Annotated in this window: 18 protein-coding genes; 8 read left to right on the forward strand and 10 right to left on the reverse strand. The window is 66.7% G+C overall.

The annotated features are described in order from the left end of the window. Positions 1-5: 5 nt before the first annotated feature. The 6 genes from rodA to EWH21_RS20895 form a co-directional block, all read right to left on the reverse strand. The gene (rodA, locus tag EWH21_RS20870; protein ID WP_197738866.1) at positions 6-1,109 is read right to left on the reverse strand and encodes a rod shape-determining protein RodA; all 1,104 of its coding nucleotides are present in this window, start codon (positions 1,107-1,109) and stop codon (positions 6-8) included. Between the two features lie 31 nt (positions 1,110-1,140). Beyond that, complete coding sequence (gene mrdA / locus EWH21_RS20875; RefSeq protein ID WP_277699233.1) at positions 1,141-3,042, reverse strand: penicillin-binding protein 2; 1,902 nt, start codon at positions 3,040-3,042, stop codon at positions 1,141-1,143. A gap of 13 nt (positions 3,043-3,055) precedes the next feature. Continuing rightward, positions 3,056-3,523, reverse strand: a complete 468-nt coding sequence (gene rlmH / locus EWH21_RS20880; RefSeq protein ID WP_013717179.1) for a 23S rRNA (pseudouridine(1915)-N(3))-methyltransferase RlmH — start codon at positions 3,521-3,523, stop codon at positions 3,056-3,058. Then, positions 3,523-3,876: a ribosome silencing factor gene (gene rsfS, locus EWH21_RS20885; RefSeq protein WP_037051781.1), complete on the reverse strand. Its 354-nt coding sequence runs from the start codon at positions 3,874-3,876 to the stop codon at positions 3,523-3,525. Before rsfS ends, rlmH begins: the two co-directional genes overlap by 1 nt. Positions 3,877-3,942: 66 nt before the next feature. Beyond that, positions 3,943-4,602: a nicotinate-nucleotide adenylyltransferase gene (nadD, locus tag EWH21_RS20890; protein ID WP_037051567.1), complete on the reverse strand. Its 660-nt coding sequence runs from the start codon at positions 4,600-4,602 to the stop codon at positions 3,943-3,945. Then, positions 4,603-5,868 (reverse strand): glutamate-5-semialdehyde dehydrogenase, encoded by a 1,266-nt coding sequence (locus EWH21_RS20895; protein WP_047584659.1) that lies wholly within the window; start codon positions 5,866-5,868, stop codon positions 4,603-4,605. A gap of 300 nt (positions 5,869-6,168) precedes the next feature. Between EWH21_RS20895 and EWH21_RS20900 the strand changes: the two genes are divergently transcribed. Then, positions 6,169-7,398: an alpha/beta hydrolase gene (locus EWH21_RS20900; RefSeq protein ID WP_277700639.1), complete on the forward strand. Its 1,230-nt coding sequence runs from the start codon at positions 6,169-6,171 to the stop codon at positions 7,396-7,398. A gap of 23 nt (positions 7,399-7,421) precedes the next feature. Here the strand turns inward: EWH21_RS20900 and EWH21_RS20905 are convergent, their stop codons facing one another. Beyond that, complete coding sequence (locus EWH21_RS20905; RefSeq protein WP_037051561.1) at positions 7,422-8,276, reverse strand: class I SAM-dependent methyltransferase; 855 nt, start codon at positions 8,274-8,276, stop codon at positions 7,422-7,424. Positions 8,277-8,342: 66 nt separating this feature from the next. Here EWH21_RS20905 and EWH21_RS20910 point away from each other — a divergent pair, with 66 nt between their 5' ends. Further along, positions 8,343-9,059, forward strand: a complete 717-nt coding sequence (locus EWH21_RS20910; protein WP_277699234.1) for a DNA-3-methyladenine glycosylase — start codon at positions 8,343-8,345, stop codon at positions 9,057-9,059. Continuing rightward, complete coding sequence (locus EWH21_RS20915; RefSeq protein WP_277699235.1) at positions 9,056-10,372, forward strand: bifunctional DedA family/phosphatase PAP2 family protein; 1,317 nt, start codon at positions 9,056-9,058, stop codon at positions 10,370-10,372. The genes EWH21_RS20910 and EWH21_RS20915 overlap by 4 nt, the downstream gene beginning before the upstream one ends. A 3-nt stretch (positions 10,373-10,375) precedes the next feature. Here EWH21_RS20915 and EWH21_RS20920 read toward each other — a convergent pair whose 3' ends face one another. From EWH21_RS20920 to EWH21_RS20930, 3 genes are all read right to left on the reverse strand, one after another. Beyond that, positions 10,376-10,960 (reverse strand): LON peptidase substrate-binding domain-containing protein, encoded by a 585-nt coding sequence (locus EWH21_RS20920; protein WP_037051551.1) that lies wholly within the window; start codon positions 10,958-10,960, stop codon positions 10,376-10,378. 61 nt (positions 10,961-11,021) lie between these two features. After that, positions 11,022-11,738, reverse strand: coding sequence for an LrgB family protein (locus EWH21_RS20925; RefSeq protein ID WP_277699236.1), 717 nt, complete (start codon positions 11,736-11,738; stop codon positions 11,022-11,024). Next, positions 11,735-12,094, reverse strand: a complete 360-nt coding sequence (locus tag EWH21_RS20930; protein ID WP_037051546.1) for a CidA/LrgA family protein — start codon at positions 12,092-12,094, stop codon at positions 11,735-11,737. Before EWH21_RS20930 ends, EWH21_RS20925 begins: the two co-directional genes overlap by 4 nt. Positions 12,095-12,348: 254 nt before the next feature. Between EWH21_RS20930 and EWH21_RS20935 the strand changes: the two genes are divergently transcribed. The 5 genes from EWH21_RS20935 (at position 12,349) to EWH21_RS20955 (ending at position 16,319) form a co-directional block, all read left to right on the forward strand. Beyond that, positions 12,349-12,804 carry a MaoC family dehydratase gene (locus EWH21_RS20935; protein ID WP_047584648.1) on the forward strand — a complete coding sequence of 152 codons (456 nt, stop codon included), beginning with the start codon at positions 12,349-12,351 and terminating at the stop codon, positions 12,802-12,804. A gap of 145 nt (positions 12,805-12,949) precedes the next feature. After that, entirely contained in the window at positions 12,950-14,674 is a 1,725-nt protein-coding gene (locus EWH21_RS20940; RefSeq protein ID WP_277699237.1) for a C13 family peptidase, read from the forward strand. Positions 14,675-14,704: 30 nt separating this feature from the next. Continuing rightward, positions 14,705-15,346: an oxidoreductase gene (locus tag EWH21_RS20945; RefSeq protein ID WP_277699238.1), complete on the forward strand. Its 642-nt coding sequence runs from the start codon at positions 14,705-14,707 to the stop codon at positions 15,344-15,346. A 16-nt stretch (positions 15,347-15,362) separates the two neighbouring features. Next, a complete protein-coding gene (locus EWH21_RS20950; RefSeq protein ID WP_047584641.1) occupies positions 15,363-15,704 on the forward strand; it encodes a DUF5629 family protein in 342 nt (113 codons plus the stop codon). Between the two features lie 3 nt (positions 15,705-15,707). Further along, complete coding sequence (locus EWH21_RS20955; protein ID WP_134675760.1) at positions 15,708-16,319, forward strand: class I SAM-dependent methyltransferase; 612 nt, start codon at positions 15,708-15,710, stop codon at positions 16,317-16,319. Positions 16,320-16,323 lie beyond the last annotated feature (4 nt).

Genomic DNA, 16,323 nt, shown 5'->3' on the forward strand with positions numbered 1-16,323 from the left:
CCCAATCAAACCTGAGCGATCCACTTTCGATGCGTGTGAATCGCCATCAATATCCCGAAGCCTGACAACAAGGTGACCAGATGGGTTCCGCCGTAGCTAATGAAGGGCAGCGGCACCCCAACCACCGGCAGCAAGCCACTTACCATGCCGATGTTGACGAATACGTAGACGAAGAAAGTCATGGTCAGCGCCCCCGCCAGCAGCTTGCCGAACAGCGTCTGTGCCTGGGCGGTGATCACCAGGCCACGCGCGAGCAGCAGCAGATACAACAGCAGCAGGATGCAGACGCCCACCAAGCCGAACTCTTCGGCAAGCACGGCAATGATAAAGTCCGTATGACTTTCCGGCAAAAAATCCAGGTGCGACTGGGTGCCCAGCAACCAGCCCTTGCCCAGCACGCCACCGGAACCGATGGCGGCCTTGGACTGGATGATGTTCCAGCCCGAGCCCAGCGGGTCGCTCTCCGGATTGAGGAAGGTCAGCACGCGGCGCTTCTGGTAGTCGTGCATGACGAAGAACCACATGCCTACCGCGATCGGCACCACCGCCGCTGCCGCGCCGATGATCCAGCGCCATTGCAGGCCGGCCATGAACACCACGAAGGCACCCGAGGCCAGGATCAGCAGCGAGGTGCCGAGGTCGGGCTGCTTGGCGATCAACACCACCGGCACGCCGATCATCGCCAGGCTGACGAGCAGATGCTTGAAGCGCGGCGGCAGGTTGTGACGCGCCAGGTACCAGGCGATGGTCATCGGCATGATGATCTTCATCAGCTCCGACGGCTGGAAGCGAATCACCCCGGGGATGTTGATCCAGCGCGTGGCCCCCATCGCGGTATGCCCCATCAGCTCCACCACCAGCAGCAGGCCGACGCCCACCACGTAGGCCAGTGGTACCCAGCGCGCCATGAAGCGCGGGTCGAACTGGGCGATGACCACCACGGCGAGCATGCCGATGCCGAACGAGGACGCCTGCTTGATCAGCAGGTCGATGTTCTTGCCGCTGGCCGAATAGAGGATGAACAGGCTGCCGGTACCGAGGATCAGCAGCAGCAGCAACAGCCAGCCATCGATATGCAGGCGCTGCAGCAAGCTGGCGCGGCGGCGCAGCACGTCCTCGTCGGAAAGCGTACGGTCGAAGTTACCGATCATCGTTGACTGTGACCTCAGCACTCTGCGGCGATGCGAATTCGGCCTTGAGCTGGCCGGTCTGCGGGTCCAGCAACCAGGCATCCATGACCTGCTTGAGCACGGGGGCGGCCACGCCGGAACCCGACTCACCGTTCTCCACCATCACCGCGACGGCGATCTGCGGGTTCTCCACCGGTGCGAAGCCGACGAACAGGGCGTGGTCGCGATGGCGCTCCTGGATCTTGTTGCGGTCGTAGCGCTCGCCCTGCTTGATCGCCACCACCTGCGCCGTGCCGCTCTTGCCGGCGATGCGGTAGACGGCACTGTCGCCGACCTTGCGCGCGGTCCCCCGGGCACCGTGCAGCACCTCTTCCATGCCATGGATGCTGTAGTCCCAGAACTTGGGGTCACGCAGCTGGATATCCGGCATCGGATTGGGGTCCACCGGCTGCCGTCCATCGATGCTCTTGGCCAGGTGCGGGCGAATCCACTTGCCACGCGTGGCCATCAGCGTGGTGGCCTGGGCCAGCTGCAGCGGCGTGGTCTGCATGTAGCCCTGGCCGATGCCGAGGATCAGCGTCTCGCCGGGATACCAGGGCTGGCGGAAGCGCGCACGCTTCCAGTCGCGCGACGGCATCAGACCCGCGGTTTCCTCGAACATGTCCAGCGCCACACGCTGACCGATACCGAAGCGGCTCATGTAGTCATGCAGACGGTCGATGCCCATCTTGTGCGCCAGGTCGTAGAAGTAGGTGTCATTGGAGCGGGCGATGGCCAGGTTGAGATCGATCCAGCCGTCGCCATTGCGGTTCCAGTTGCGGTACTTGTGGCTGTTGTTGGGCAACTGGTAGAAGCCCGGGTCGAACACCCGCGTGGTCGGCGTGATCACGCCGGCATCCAGTCCCGACACCGCGACCATCGGCTTGATGGTCGAGCCCGGCGGATAGAGGCCGCGCAACACCCGGTTGTACAGCGGCTGATCGATGGAGTCGCGCAACTCGCCGTAGGCCTTGAAGCTGATCCCGGTGACGAAGGGGTTGGGGTCGAAGCTCGGCTGGCTGACCATCGCCAGGACCTCGCCGGTCTTCGGCTGGATCGCGACCACCGCCCCGCGCCGCCCGCCGAGGGCATTCTCGGCAGCTTCCTGCAGGCGCGAGTCGAGGCTCAGGACGATGTCCTTGCCCGGCTTCGGGTCGATACGGTTGAGCACGCGCAGCACGCGGCCACGGGCATTGGTCTCGACCTCTTCGTAGCCGACCTCGCCGTGCAGCTCCTCTTCGTAGAAGCGCTCGATACCGGTCTTGCCGATATGGTGGGTACCGGCATATTCGGTCGGGTCCAGGCGCTTGAGCTCCTGCTCGTTGATCCGCCCCACGTACCCCACCGAGTGGGCGAAGTGCTCCTGCAGGGGGTAGTGGCGCACCAGCTGCGCGGCGACCTCGACCCCGGGCAGGCGGAACTGGTTGACCGCCACGCGCGCGATCTGCTCCTCGCTCAGCTCGAACAGGATCGGCACCGGCTCGAACGGCCGCCGCCCCTGGCGTACACGACGCTCGAACAGCGCGCGGTCCTCGTCGCTCAGCTCGAGCACCTCGACCACCGTATCCAGCACCTGCAACCAGTCGCCAGCGCGCTCGCGGGTCACCGTCAGGCTGAAGCTGGGCCGGTTGTCGGCGATGATCACGCCGTTGCGGTCATAGATCAGGCCACGGGTCGGCGGAATGGGCTGAACGTGGATGCGGTTGTTTTCCGCCAGGGTGCTGTGATGCTCGTACTGCACGACCTGCAGGTAGTACATGCGCATGACCAGCACGCAGGTCAGGAGGAGGATGACCGCACCACCGACGAGCACGCGGCGCTTGACCAGGCGAGCGTCCTTTTCGTGATCCTTGAGGCGAATCGGCTGCGGCATCGGTTACGGCTGACTATTTGTGGTAGGGGTGGCCGGACAGCACGGTCCAGGCCCGATAGATCTGCTCGCCGAGCAGGATACGCACCAGCGGATGCGGCAGGGTCAACGGCGACAGCGACCAGCGCTGCTCACTGCGCGCGCAGACCTCGGGGGCGAGGCCCTCGGGGCCACCGACCATGAGGTTGACGTTGCGCGCATCGAGGCGCCAGCGATCCAGCTCCGCCGCCAGCTGTTCGGTGCTCCACGGCTTGCCATGGACCTCGAGCGTGACGATACGTTCGCCGGGCTGCACCTTGCTCAGCATGGCCTCGCCCTCCTGGCGGATCAGGCGCGCGACGTCGGCGTTCTTGCCACGGGTGTTGAGCGGAATTTCCACCAGCTCCAGCGGCAATTCGGCCGGCAGGCGCTTGACGTACTCCTGCCAGCCCTCCTCGACCCAGCGCGGCATGCGCGAACCGACGGCGATCAGCTTGATCCGCATTACTCGGCGCTATGCTGCGCGCGGCTCTGCTCGGCACCCTGCCACAGGCGCTCCAGATCGTAGAACTGACGCGCGGTCGGCAGCATGACGTGAACGACGATGTCGCCCAGGTCGAGCAACGCCCACTCGCCGCCGTCCAGACCCTCGCTGCCGATCGGACGCACGCCCTGTTCCTTGACCTTCTCCAGCACGTTCTCCACCAGCGACTTGACCTGACGGCTGGAGCTACCGCTGGCGATCACCATGAAATCGGTGATGCTGGTCTTTTCCTTGACGTCGATCACGGTGATGTCGGTCGCCTTGATCTCTTCCAGCGCCGCCACGGCGATCTTGACCAGCTCGTCGCTGGGCATGTTCTGCTTGCTCATAAATGACTCGTTTGCCTCGTGTAATGGACGCCTGCGCAGGTGCACGGCGTATCAAGCATGCGGCGCACGGTACAGATCGTGCGCCTGGATATAGGCCAGTACCGCATCCGGCAAGAGAAAACGCGCGGAACGGCCGGTTGCCAACAAGTGGCGGATCTGCGTGGCGGAAATCGCCAGCGGAGTCTGCCAGATGAAACTGATTTGCCCGCCTGCGCCCTCCAGGCTCAGCGGGTCGCTGACACTGCGCGCCGCCAGCAGATCGCGCAGCGCCTCCGGCGCCTCGCTGTCGGCATCGGGGCGCTGCAGCACCAGCAGGTGGCTGTGCAGCAGCAACTCCTCCCAGCGGTGCCAGCTGGGCAGGCTGCAGAAGGCGTCCCAGCCCAGCAGCAGAAACAGCTGATCGCTCGGCGCCAGCTCGGCCCGTACCGACTCCAGCGTGTCCACCGTGTACGACGGTTTGTCGCGCTTCAGCTCGCGGTCATCGACCTTGAGCCGCGTCTCGCCGGCCACCGCCAGCTCGACCATGGCCAGGCGCTGCTCCGCCGTCGCCTGTGGCGTATCACGATGCGGCGGCCTGGCACTGGGAATCAAGCGCAGCTCGTCCAGCGCCATGAATTCGGCCACTTCCAGCGCCGCACGCAGATGCCCGATGTGCACCGGGTTGAAGGTACCGCCGAGCAGGCCGATACGTCGGGCGCCGAGTCCGTTCATTTATGTGCGAATGTGTCCGTCGCCGAAGACCACGTACTTCTCGCTGGTCAGGCCTTCCAGGCCGACCGGGCCACGGGCGTGCAGCTTGTCGGTGGAGATGCCGATCTCCGCACCGAGGCCGTACTCGAAGCCATCGGCGAAACGCGTGGAGGCGTTGATCATCACCGAGGCGGAGTCCACCTCGGTGAGGAAGCGCCGCGCATCGCTGAAGTTCTCGGTGATGATCGAGTCGGTGTGCTGCGAGCCATAGTGATTGATGTGCTCGATCGCGGCGTCCAGCGAGTCGACGATGCGAATCGCCAGAATCGGCGCGTTGTACTCGGCGAACCAGTCGTCCTCGCTGGCCTCCAGCACGTCGCTGCCAAGCAGCGCACGCGTCGCGGCATCGCCACGCAGCTCCACGCCCTTGTCGCGGTAGATGGCGGCCAGCGGCGGCAGCACACGGGCAGCGATGCCCTCGTGCACCAGCAGGGTCTCCATGGCGTTGCACGGCGAGTAGCGCTGGGTCTTGGCGTTGTCGCAGACGCGGACGGCCTTGTCGAGATCGGCGGCGATGTCGACGTAGACGTGGCAGACACCGTCCAGGTGTTTGATCACCGGCACCTTGGCGTCGCGGCTGATGCGCTCGATCAGGCCCTTGCCACCGCGCGGCACGATCACGTCGACGAACGCCGGCATGGTGATCAGCTCACCTACCGCCGCACGGTCGGTGGTCTCCACCACCTGCACGGCTGCCGCCGGCAGCTCGGCCTCGGCCAGGCCCTGCTGGATGCAGCGGGCAATCGCCTGGTTGGAGTGAATCGCCTCGGAGCCGCCGCGCAGGATGGTGGCGTTGCCGGACTTCAGGCACAGGCTGGCGGCATCGATGGTCACGTTCGGCCGCGATTCGTAGATGATGCCGATCACGCCCAGCGGCACGCGCATCTTGCCCACCTGAATGCCCGACGGCAGGTAGCGCATGCCCTGGATCTCGCCGATCGGGTCCGGCAGCGTGGCGACCTGGCGCAGGCCCTCGATCATGCTGTCGATCACCTTCGGGGTGAGCGCCAGGCGATCGACCATCGCCGGCTCCAGGCCACTGGCACGGGCGGCGGCCAGGTCCAGTTCGTTGGCGGCGGTCAGTTCGGCGCGGGCGGCGTCGAGGGCATTGGCGGCAGCCTGCAGCGCGCGATTCTTCTGCGCGGTGCTGGCACGGGCAAGCACCCTGGATGCCTGGCGGGCGGCCTGGCCCAGGCGGGTCATGTAAGCGTGCACGGACTCGGTCATGGCGGCGGAGGTCTGGCAGTTGGAAAAAGGGGCTGATTATAGCCGGCTCGCGAGGCCACGCCCAGCGGCGTCTGGCAAGCGGTAGACAGCTCGTCCGCGCAGCCCCGGCGGTAACGCCCGCACGCGCAGGGTACGGGCGCCGGCGGTGCAACGGTGACACCCGGCAGACGGCGCCGCCCGAAGGTTGGGTAAACAAATCGCCCCCCGATGTTTACCTTGCAATCGAGGTTTGCCAGCCCAGGCGAGGCGGCGCCGAGTGCCGCCCCAGAACAACAACAAGAGCCACTGGAGTGCCCCATGCTGCGTTATCGCACCGACTACAGCGCCACCCTGCTGGCCAGCCCGCCCGACGTCATCGAGATCGCGGGCTGGCACCTGCACTACCAGGCCTATTCGACCCGCCAGCGCGACACGCGAGCGCCGGTGCTCCTGCTGGGCGGCGCCTTCCAGAGCTTTCGCTCCTTCGCCGCAGAGGTGGACGAGTTGCTCGGCGAACATCCCGTGATACTGCTCGACCTGCCCAGCCAGGGCGGCAACCTGCAGCTGGCCCCCGAGCTGGAGCTGGAACAGCTGGCCGACCTGATCGCCGGTTTTGCCGAACAGCTGCAACTGCCGGCCTTGATGCCCGTTGGCCTGTCCTATGGCTCGGCGCTGGCCGCGCTGTTCGCCGCCCGCCACCCTCGGCGTTGCGCCCGCCTGTTGCTGGCCGGCATCACCGCTTTCGGCCGGCCGGGTGCACGGCGGATGCTGGAGGAAGGCCTGGCCCTGCTCGAAGAAGGTCGCCTGGGCGAATTCGCCCAGGGCGCCCTGACCGGTCTGCTCAATCCTCTGCACCTGCAGGAAACCGGTGTTTCACCTGTCTTTCGCAAGGCGCTGCTGCGGCAGATCCAGCGCCTCTCGCCTCTGGAGGTCGAGCGTTATCGGCAGAACAGCCTGCGCCTGCTGGCCTTCAGCGGCTTCGACAGCCATCCGCAATGCCCGACACTGGTGCTTGCCGGCGAGCATGACCATTTCACCCAGCCCTGGGAGCACGCCCACTTCGCTGCGGCCTGCGGCATGGCCGAGTGTGCCGTGATTCACCAGGCCGACCACCTGGCCCAGTTCGAACGGCGCGAAGCCTGCGCCGCCCTGTATCGCCCCTTCCTCTGCGAACGCCCGCTGCCGGCACGCAGTCCCGGCAGCACGCGCCTGCACGCGGGCCAGCTGCTGAACCTGGAGAAGCGCTGCGAGCCGCGTCGCCCGCCACGCCAGCAGCACGCCGTGCTGCTGCATGACGAGGGTCAGCGCTGGGCGGTCGAGCTGAGCGAACTGGGCTTCTTCGGCGGCCGCCTGCAGGGCGACCTGCCCGCCGACCAGCCGCAGCGGGGCTGGCGACTGAGTCACGGCGACCTGCCTGAACAGCACCTGATACCGCTGCGCCACGACGAGCAGGGCCTGGCTTTCGTGTTCGCGCATAGCGATGCTGCGGCCAGCCAGGCGCTGGCCGAACGCTTCCACCCCGCACCACAGCCTGCTGCCGCCTGCGCCTGACTCGCGGCGGCAGGCGCCCGCTCCTAAACCTGTGCCTGGATCACCCGCACCAGCCCTGGCAAGCGTGCCGCCGGCAGGCCGAGGCTGCCGGCATCGGCACTGGGATCGAGCACCTGTACCCGGGCGAAGCCGCAGCGCTGGAAGCCCGTGACGATCTCGGCGTGATCGCGGTAATGCAGCGGGTAGCTGCCCCGGGTGAGCCGGCCGATCAGCTCGACGCCCCAGCGCAACTGGCGATAACGCGGATGCTCACGCAGGTCCGGGTAGAGTTCGGTGAGATAGGTGGCCTCGGGGAAATCGCTCAGTCCTGTCGCCAGGCGGCTCCAGAAGCCTTCGATCAGCTCCAGCGGGAAGTAGTTGACCAGGCCCTCGGTGATCACCACCACCGGCTGACTGCGATCGAGACTGGCTAGCAGCGCCGCCAGGGACTGATTGCCGCGTTCGGCCAGGATGTCCACCGCACGCACCTGATGCCGGCCATCCAGCCAGCCCTCACCGTGCAGCAACAGGCGCTTGCGCGCCGCCATCGCCGGCAGGTCCGCCTCGAGGTACTGCAACTCTGGGTAACGCGAGCAGAAGCGCCGGCCACGCGGTGAAAGGCCACAGGCGATCTCCACCACCTGACGCACGCCCCGCCGCTCTATCGCCTCGGTCAGCTGTGCATCGATCTGCAGATGGCGTTGCAACAGAAAGGCCTCGATATCCAGCCCGAAGCCGGCTCGCGCGCCCCAGGTCACCGGCCACAGCAGCTTGTGCACGAAACGCCCGAATGGCGTGACGAAGGCCGGATCGGCCAGGCGATGGCGATACCAGACATATCCGGTGTAATGCGCCGAGGGACTGATATGGGCGCTGCTGGCGCGGACACGTTCAGGCATTTTTAAGGCTCTTGTTGTTATGCTCGCGGCCCCAGAGTAGAACGCCACGAGTCCCTGCGACAGATCATGCCCGCCGAACCCACCCTAAGTTTGCCCTGGCCTGGCGCCCGGCCACTGCCCGCTGCCTTCTTCGACCGCGACGCCCAGTTGCTGGCTCGCGAACTGCTCGGCAAGGTGATCCGTCACCGCGTCGGCGAGCAGTGGCTGAGTGCGCGCATCATCGAGACCGAGGCCTACTACCTGGTCGACAAGGGCAGCCACGCCTCGCTCGGCTACACCGAGAAGCGCAAGGCGCTGTTCGAAGGCGGCGGGCACATCTACATGTACTACGCCCGTGGCAGCGACTCGCTGAACTTCAGCGCCTGCGGCCCTGGCAACGCCGTGCTGATCAAGTCCGCACATCCCTGGTTCGACGCCATCAGCGACGCACAGACGCTCGCCACCATGCAGCGCAACAACCCTGACCGCCTCGGCCAGCCACGCCCGCCCGAACGCCTCTGCGCCGGACAGACCCTGCTGTGCAAGACGCTCGGCCTCAAAGTGCCGGAGTGGGATGCGCAGCATTTCGATCCCCTGCGACTGTTCGTCGAGGATGTCGGCGAGCGCCCGCAGACGATCATCCAGTGCGCGCGCCTGGGCATCCCCCTGGGGCGTGACGAGCACCTGCCCTACCGCTTCGTCGATGCCGCCTTTGCCCGCCACTGCACACGCAACCCGTTGCGCCGGGGCCAGGTCGAAGGCCGCGACTATCGACTGCTGAACGCGGAGGGAGGGCAGCGATGAGCGTCTGGCTGGACAACCTGACCACCTGGCTGGGCGGCCACCCGCAGTGGCTGGGGCTGGCGATCTTCCTCATCGCCCTGCTCGAGTGCCTGGCCCTGGTCGGCATCCTCCTGCCCGGCGTGGTCCTGCTGTTCAGCGTCGCCCTGCTCGCGGGCAGCGGCGTCCTCGGCCTGTGGCAGACGCTGGCGCTGGCCTATGCCGGCGCAGTGTGCGGCGACCTGCTGTCGTACACGCTGGGCCGGCGCTTCAAGCACAACATCGGGCGCCTGCCGATCCTGCGCCGCCACCCGCAATGGGTCCTCCACGCGGAGCTGTACTTCCAGCGCTATGGCGTGGCCAGCCTGCTGGTCGGGCGCTTCATCGGACCGTTGCGGCCGATGTTGCCGATGGTGGCCGGCATGCTCGACATGCCGCTGCTGCGCTTCGTGCTGGTCAGCCTCGTCGCCGCCGCCGGCTGGGCTGTGGCCTACCTGCTGCCGGGCTGGGCGACCGGCGCCGCGCTGCGCCTGCCGATGGCCGAGGGTTTCTGGAGCGAAGCCGCGTTGCTGCTGGCCGGCATCGGCGTGGTCCTGCTGGCGACGATTCACGCCAGCCTGGCGGAGAAACCGCGCGCCAGCCTGCTGGGCGGCGGCCTCAGCCTGCTGTTGCTGCTGGCCATGGTCATCGGCTGGCCGCATCTGGATGCCCTGGACCAGGGCTTGATGAGCCTGGTCCAGGAACAGCGTCAGGCACACCTGGACAAGTGGATCGGCACCCTGACACGGCTGGGGGACTTCCATACCCAGCTGGCGGCCGCCATTGTGTTGTGCGCCCTGCTGTTGCTGGCGCGGCGCTGGCGTCACCTGCTGTTCGCCGGCTCCACCCTGCTGCTGACGGCGCTGAGCAACACGGCGCTCAAGCATGGTTTCGCCCGGGCCCGCCCCGATGTGCTGAGCGAACCCCTGACCAGTTTCAGCTTCCCCAGCGGCCACAGCTCGGCGGCCTTCGCCTTCTTCCTGGTGCTCGGCGTGCTGGCCGGGCGCGGCCAATCGGCGCGCCTGCGGCTCGCCTGGCTGGTGGTGGCCAGCCTGCCGGCCGTGGCGATCGCCTTGTCGCGGGTCTACCTGGGTGTGCATTGGCCCAGCGACATCATCGCCGGTGCCCTGCTGGCCTCGACCGTCTGCGGCCTCAGCCTCGCCCTGTGCCAGCGCCAGCAGCCGCTGCCGGCACTCCCGGCGCGTCTGTGGTGGATCGTGCTGCCAGCCTGCCTGGCGGTACTCGGTGGCATGGCCACCTGGCAACTGTCGACGGCGTTGCTGCGCTACGCCTACTGAGGTTCAGGCATCGCCCTGAAGCAGCTCCAGCATGGCGTGCAGCTGCTCCAGGCGCAGGCCGGGATCGTCCAGTTGCAGCAGTTGCAGCTTCTGCCCCGGCTCCAGCGGCAGCAGGTAGGCCAGCTGGTTGGCCAGTTGCTGCTGGCCGCTGACCACCCCCGCCATCTCCAGCCCGGCGACCAGCGGATGCTCGGCCAGTGCCGCATGCAGGGCGGCGAGGTCGGCATGCTCGCCGTGCAACGGACTGTCCGGCTGTTCCTCCAGCCAGTGCACCTCGGCGACGGTCAGCTGATCAGGCAGGACCTGCGCCCGCTCGACACGAAAGCGTCGCCCACCCTCGACCCGAATCCCCAGCAGGCCGTTGGTGCGCTGCTGAAAGTCGCGCACCAGCGCCTCGCAACCGATGGCGGCGAAACGGCTGGCGGCCTCGCCCACCTCCTCGCCCTCGACGATGCAGACCACGCCAAAACCGCTGCCCTGCTTCATGCAGCGGCTGATCATGTCCAGGTAGCGCGCCTCGAATACCTGCAGGTCGAGCACGCAGCCCGGAAACAGCACGGTGTTGAGCGGAAACAGCGGGAGATTCATGGTTTCACAGCCTGTTTTCGACGCCGCGCAGGCGACGTGTGGTCGGTCGTGGGGCAGGCTCTCACAGGAACAGGGCAATCGCCAGCGGCAACAGCACCGCCGTGATCACCCCCATCAGGCTCATGGCCAGGGCTGCGAAAGCACCGCTCTCATCGCTGTCCTGCAGCGCCCGCGCCGTCCCCACCGCATGCGCGGTGATGCCCAGCGCCATGCCCTGCGCCGCCGGATGGTGGACCCGGCACAGGCGCAGGATCGACGGCCCGACGATGGCACCGATGACCCCGGTGATCATCACGAACACCGCGGCCAGCGCCGCGATACCGCCGATCTGGTCGGCCACCAGCATGGCAATCGGCGAGGTCACCGACTTCGGCGCCATGCTCATCAGCATCAGGTGCTCGGCACCGAACAGCCAGGCCAGCCCCCCACCGAGCACGGTGGCGACGGTTCCGGCGAGCAGCAGGGTCAGGACGATCGGCCAGAACAGCTGGCGAATCCGCCGCAGGTTGAGATACAGCGGTACCGCCAGGGCCACGGTGGCCGGGCCGAGCAGCAGGGTCAGCGCGGCCACGCTGTTCCTGTACTCGGCGAAGCTCAGGCCACAGAGCAGGAGAATGCCGATCACCGTGAGCATGGACACCAGCACCGGCTGCAGGAACACCCAGCGGGTACGTTCGTAAGCCGCCATCGCCAGCTGGTAGGCGCCCAGGGTGATGCCGATGCCGAACAGCGGGTGATGCGTCAGCGCCTGCCAGGCGCCCTGCCAGTCCGGACTCATGCGTCCTCCCGGCGCTGCTGGCGCTCGATCAGCTTCTGCATCAGCCAGCCGGCAAACGCCACCGACAGCAGCAACGACAGCAACAGCGCGCCGACCACCGCCCAGAAATCCGCAGCGATATCGCTGGCGTAAGCCATTACGCCGACGGCCGGCGGCACCAGGATCAGCGGCAGGTACTTCAGCAGACTGCTGGAGGCGACGCTGAGCGGCTCACCCACTTCGCCGCGCAGCAGGAGAAAGACGAACAGCAACAGCATGCCGATGATCGGGCCGGGCAGCATCGGCAGCAGCAGAACGTTGAGAGCGGTGCCGAGCAGTTGACAGAGCACCAGCCAGGAGAGGCCGCGAAGCAGCATGGTTGAGGTCTCCAGAAGACGAGCGATGACCATCACCCCGACTGAACGAGGGGATTCCGGGCATCCTTTGAGGCATGTCGGCCATTATAGGCGTGATACGCCGTCACTGGCCTCCGTATTGCTTCGTCAGGCTGGCCTATGCCGCGTCATTCAGTGCGCCAAGGCAGGCTTGACCGACTGCTGCCCTCATGATGATCTAGGCCGCAACGGATTCACGCACACAAGAAAAACACCCGCGTCCTCAAGGAGGAACTATGCCGTTCGTACCCGTAGCAGAGCTCAAGGACCAGGTTGGCAAGGAACTCGGCAAATCCGAGTGGCTGACCATCGATCAAGAGCGCATCAACCAGTTCGCCGAGTGCACCGGCGATCACCAGTTCATCCACGTCGATCCGGAAAAGGCCAAGCTGACGCCCTTCGGCACCACCATCGCCCACGGCTTCCTCTCGTTGTCGCTGGTACCGATGCTGATGGAAAAGATCATGATCATGCCGCAAGGCCTGAAGATGGCGGTGAACTACGGCCTCGACAGCGTACGCTTCATCCAGCCGGTCAAGGTCGACTCCAGGGTACGCCTGGTGGTGACGCTGACCGACGCCACCGAGAAGAACCCCGGCCAGTGGCTGCTCAAGGCACGCGCCGTACTGGAGATCGAAGGCCAGGAGAAACCTGCCTACATCGCCGAACCGCTGACCCTCTGCTTCGTCTGAGCCCCCCGGGCATACCGAGTCGTTGTCGCTTCCGGCGTTCGCCGCCGGAAGCGGCAACCTTGCGACGGCAAAGCGTGCAGTGCAGCAGCGCAAGCCTCCGGGCTTGCGGCATACTGCTCGCAACGTACCGACTTGGATGTCCGCGATGAATCCCCCTGCCCTGCGCCTGCTCCCTATCTGTCTGGCCCTGCTCCTCGCCGGTTGCGACGAAGCACGCCCGCTGCTGCCCGCCAACGCCACCCTGCCGGATGGCGGCCAGTACCGTGGTGAAATCGTCGATGGCCTGCTGCAGGGCCCCGGGCGCCTGGACTACCGCAACGGCAGCTGGTTCGTCGGCCAGTTCCAGGACGGCATGCTCGAAGGCGACGGCGAATGGCAGGGACCGGGTGGCGAGCACTACCAGGGCGGGTTCCACCAGGGCATGTTCCATGGCCAGGGCACCCTCACCTACAGCGACGGCAGTCGCTATCAGGGCCAGTTCGAGCGCAACCGCTTCAGTGGCGAAGGCGTGTTCGAACAACACGGGCAGCGCTACCAGGGCGAGTTCCGCAACGACCAGTTCCATGGCCTGGGCAAACTGGAGATGGCCGACGGCAGCAGCTTCCAGGGGCAATTCGTCGACGGCCAGCCCGAGGGCCAGGGCGTGCGCGACGATGCCTATGGCGACCAGTACAGCGGCGCGTTCAGCCAGGGGCAGCTCAATGGCCAGGGCAGCTATCGCAGCGCCGACGGCGACACCTACAGCGGTGGCTTCCACAACGGCGACTTCAACGGCAAGGGCCGCTACCAGAGCGCCAGCGGCGCAGTCTGGGCCGGCGAGTTCATCGATGGCGTGATGCAGGGCTCCGGCGAATACAACGATGGCGACGGCACCCGCTACCTCGGCGACTTCGAGGACTGGCAATACGCCGGTGAAGGCCTGCTCACCCTGGCCGACGGCAGTGTCTACCAGGGGCGCTTCGCCGCCGGGGAATACAATGGCAAGGGCACCCTGACCCAGGCCGATGGCAGCCGTCTGGTCGGCACCTGGCAGCGCGGCCGGCTGATCCGCGACGAGCAGGGCAAGGCGCTGCCGGACAGCCTCGAACTGGGCCTGCTGCTGCAGGGACGTCTGCTCGACGAGACCATCGCCGCCATCCCGGCGTCCACGCCGGCGCGCGAGCTGTACGCGCTGACGCTCGCCGGGGACGGCAAGCAGAGCGTGTTCATGCGTGAGGCCGACTACGTCAGCAGCCTGATGCGCGAACGCTTCGGCGCCTTCTCCAGTGTCACCCTGGTCAACCACCGCGACCACCTCGCCGACCGCCCGCTGGCCACCCGCGAGAACCTGACCCGGGTGGTGCGGACGCTGGCCGAGCGCACTGGCGAGGAAGACCTGATCTTCATCTACCTGACCAGCCACGGCTCGCGCCGTCACGAACTCAGCCTCGACCAGCCACGCCTGCAGCTGGCCGACCTGCCGGCCAGCGAGCTCGCCGCGCTGCTGGCGCCGCTCAAGCAGCGCAACAAGGTGGTGGTGATCTCCGCCTGCTACTCCGGCGGCTTCATCCCGCCGCTGAAGGACGAGAAGACCCTGGTGATGACCGCAGCACGTGCCGACCGGGTGTCCTTCGGCTGCAGCGAAGAGAACGACTTCACCTATTTCGGCCGCGCCCTGTTCGCCGAGGCACTGGGCGAGACCGACAATCTCGAACGAGCGTTTGAACTGGCCAAGGAAAGAGTTGCCGAACGTGAGCAGAGCGACGGTTTCGAACCCTCCGAACCGCAGATCTGGGCGCCGCGTGGTGTACTCCAGCACTGGCGCAACCTGCGCCAGAGCCAGGCCGAACGCGCACTCAGTGCCGTGGCCAGCCCTGCAGCGAACGACTAAGCTCAGTTGTAACGAACAAGAGACAAGTGCATGTATCTGACTCCGCAGCACATCCTTATCGCCGGAGCCACCGGGCTCACGGGCGAACACCTGCTCGATCGCCTGCTCAGCGAACCGACGGTAGCCCGCGTGCTGGCGCCAACCCGTCGCCCCCTGGCAGCCCACCCACACCTGGAAAACCCGGTTGGCGAACTGCAGGGCCTGCTGCCGCAACTGTCCGGCCAGGTCGATACCGCGTTCTGCTGCCTGGGCAGCACCATCAAGCAGGCAGGCTCGCAGGAAGCCTTTCGCGCCATCGACCATGACCTGATCCTGGCCTTCGCCCGCCGGGCTCGCGAGCTGGGTGCGCGGCACCTGGTGGTGATCAGCGCACTCGGCGCCAACCCGAACTCGTCGGTGTTCTACAACCGCGTCAAGGGCGAGACCGAAGAGGCGCTGAAGGCCATGGGCTGGCCGCAACTGACCATCGCCCGCCCGTCGCTGCTGCTCGGGGCGCGCCATGAATTCCGCCTTGGCGAGCGCCTCGCGGCCCCCCTGCTGCGCTGGCTGCCAGGCAAGTACCGCGGCATCGACGCCTGCGCCCTGGCCCGTGCCTTGTGGCGCCTGGCGCTGGAGGAAGAGGACGGTATCCGCGTGATAGAGTCTTCCGACCTGCGCCGTCTGGGGCGCTGATGCCGTGGATGAAACGATGAAACCGACGAGCCTGATCGAAGCCCTGCAAGACGCCGACATGCTGGAGATCGACGGCCTGTATGCCTGGCAGTTCGACCTCGACACCGAATTGCTGGCACAGATCAGCGCGGGCACGGCCGGCAGCGACAGTTCGGCCAAGCCCCTGCTGCAGGTGCACTGCATCGATGGCCGCGAACGGCGCCTGTGGAAGTTTTCCCTGGCCTCGGTCCAGGCCGCACGCCACAGCGAGGAGGACGACAGCTGGCACCTCGAGAGTGACGGTGTCAGCCATGGCCTCAAGTGCTTCGCCGCCTTTCGCGGTGACAACGACGACGACGACGATGAGGACGAAGCCTAGGCCATGGGCTTCTACGACCGTCATGTGCTGCCGCAGCTGATCGACTTCGCCTGCGGCATGGGGGCGGTGATGAAGGCCCGCTCGCAGATCGTGCCGCTGGCACGGGGCCGGGTGCTGGAGATCGGCATCGGCAGCGGTCTCAATCTGGCGTTCTACGATCCGCAGCGGGTCGAGGTCGTGGTTGGGGTCGACCCCTCTGCCGACATGCAGCGCCTGGCCCGCGAACGGGCCGCGCGCTGCCCTGTCGCGGTGGAGATGATCGCCCTGGAACTGGGGCAGATCCAGGCAGCGGATGCCAGCTTCGACGACATCGTCTGTACCTTCACCCTGTGCACCATTCCCGACGCCGTCGCCGCGCTCAGGGAGATGCGCCGCGTGCTCAAGCCGGAAGGTCGCCTGCTGTTCTGCGAACACGGCCTGGCACCCGACCTGCCAGTGGTGCGCTGGCAGCGACGCCTCACGCCAGTGTGGAAACCCCTGGCCGGCGGCTGCCACCTGGACCGTGACATACCGGCGCTGATCCAGGCCGGTGGTTTTCACATCCGCCAACTGGATAGCGGCTACCTCAAGGGTCCCCGGCCCATGACCCACGTCTATCGCGGCTGGGCAGACTGAGCGC

Source organism: Pseudomonas sp. REST10, from assembly GCF_029542605.1.
Classification (GTDB): Bacteria; Pseudomonadota; Gammaproteobacteria; order Pseudomonadales; family Pseudomonadaceae; genus Aquipseudomonas; species Aquipseudomonas khazarica.